The sequence below is a fragment of the Acidovorax delafieldii 2AN genome (assembly GCF_000175235.1).
GTDB lineage: Bacteria > Pseudomonadota > Gammaproteobacteria > Burkholderiales > Burkholderiaceae_C > Acidovorax > Acidovorax delafieldii_B.
In genome coordinates this window covers 1-993 of the sequence record NZ_ACQT01000555.1, presented here as the reverse complement: position 1 = coordinate 993, position 993 = coordinate 1, and the positions used below count along the sequence as shown (strand labels likewise).

General features: G+C 72.1%; 1 pseudogene. It reads right to left on the bottom strand.

Annotated features, from left to right (window positions below):
- A pseudogene (locus ACDELDRAFT_RS22985) lies at window positions 1-993 on the bottom strand (type-F conjugative transfer system mating-pair stabilization protein TraN); the annotation flags it as partial.

Sequence of the window (993 nt, the reverse complement as noted above, 5' to 3'; positions counted from 1 at the left end):
GGCGCGCCGTCGATCTGCCGGGTCGCCGGCCCATCGACGCAGCGCGCCGCCCCGGAAACCGCGCAGCGCCCATCGCCCTGGAGGGCGGGGCATTGATCGTCCCACTGGTCCGACTCCGTGACCGTGGTGTGCGGCCGCTCGTAGGCCAGCGTCATCTGCGGGATCGGGCCGTAGGCCGGATTCAGCTCGAACCCGACGACGGGCCGGCTCGATTGCACCGTCCAGAAGCTGCCCGAGACCGCGCCCGTGTCGTCGTAGCCGGGATAGTCCGAGGGCTGCTGCGCGGGCGCGTAGCAGGTGGCCTTGTCCAGGTAGGTCGTCTGAGCGGATCCGCCGTCGCCGCCGCCGCCCGTGGTGTACGCGATGTGGTCGCCACTTTGCGTCCCGGCGGGGCAGGCGGCGTAGATCTCGAGGAAGGGCCGCTCGGTGGTGCAGGTCATGTCGCCCGCGTCCCCGCCGCTGCCGATGCAGATCTGCCGGTACTGCTGGGCGATGAAGCCGGTCAGCCGGCAGTCGCCACCCGTGCACCGGTTGTTGGCGACCCAGACGCCATTGGCGCCGCCGCCCCACCACGCGCCGCCCGGCACTTGCACGACCATCTGCGGGAACACGTACGGCGTGCCCATGTCCACGTCGAAGAAAGCCAGCGGCACGCCGCCGCTCGTGACCCGGAAATGCTGCGCCGAGGCCGGAAGGTCCGGCTTGCACTGCACGGCGAGGCCGATGCTGCCTGAGGCCGCCTGTGCGAACCAGTCGCCCGGTGAGCAGCTGCTGGTGCGCGAGACCGACACGGACAGGGTGCGCGCGCAGGATTGCGCCGTGGCGCCGCTGTACTGCCGGCACACGCGGGTCTCCGTCGCTGGCGCGGCCACGGTATCGACCTGGCAGCCGCTGTAGTAGCTGGCGATGTCCTCCAACTGCGTCGACGGGTTGGCCGCGATGCGCCGCGCGCCCAGCACGGCCGGGTCGTAGGGCGAGACCGGCTCGCGCGGC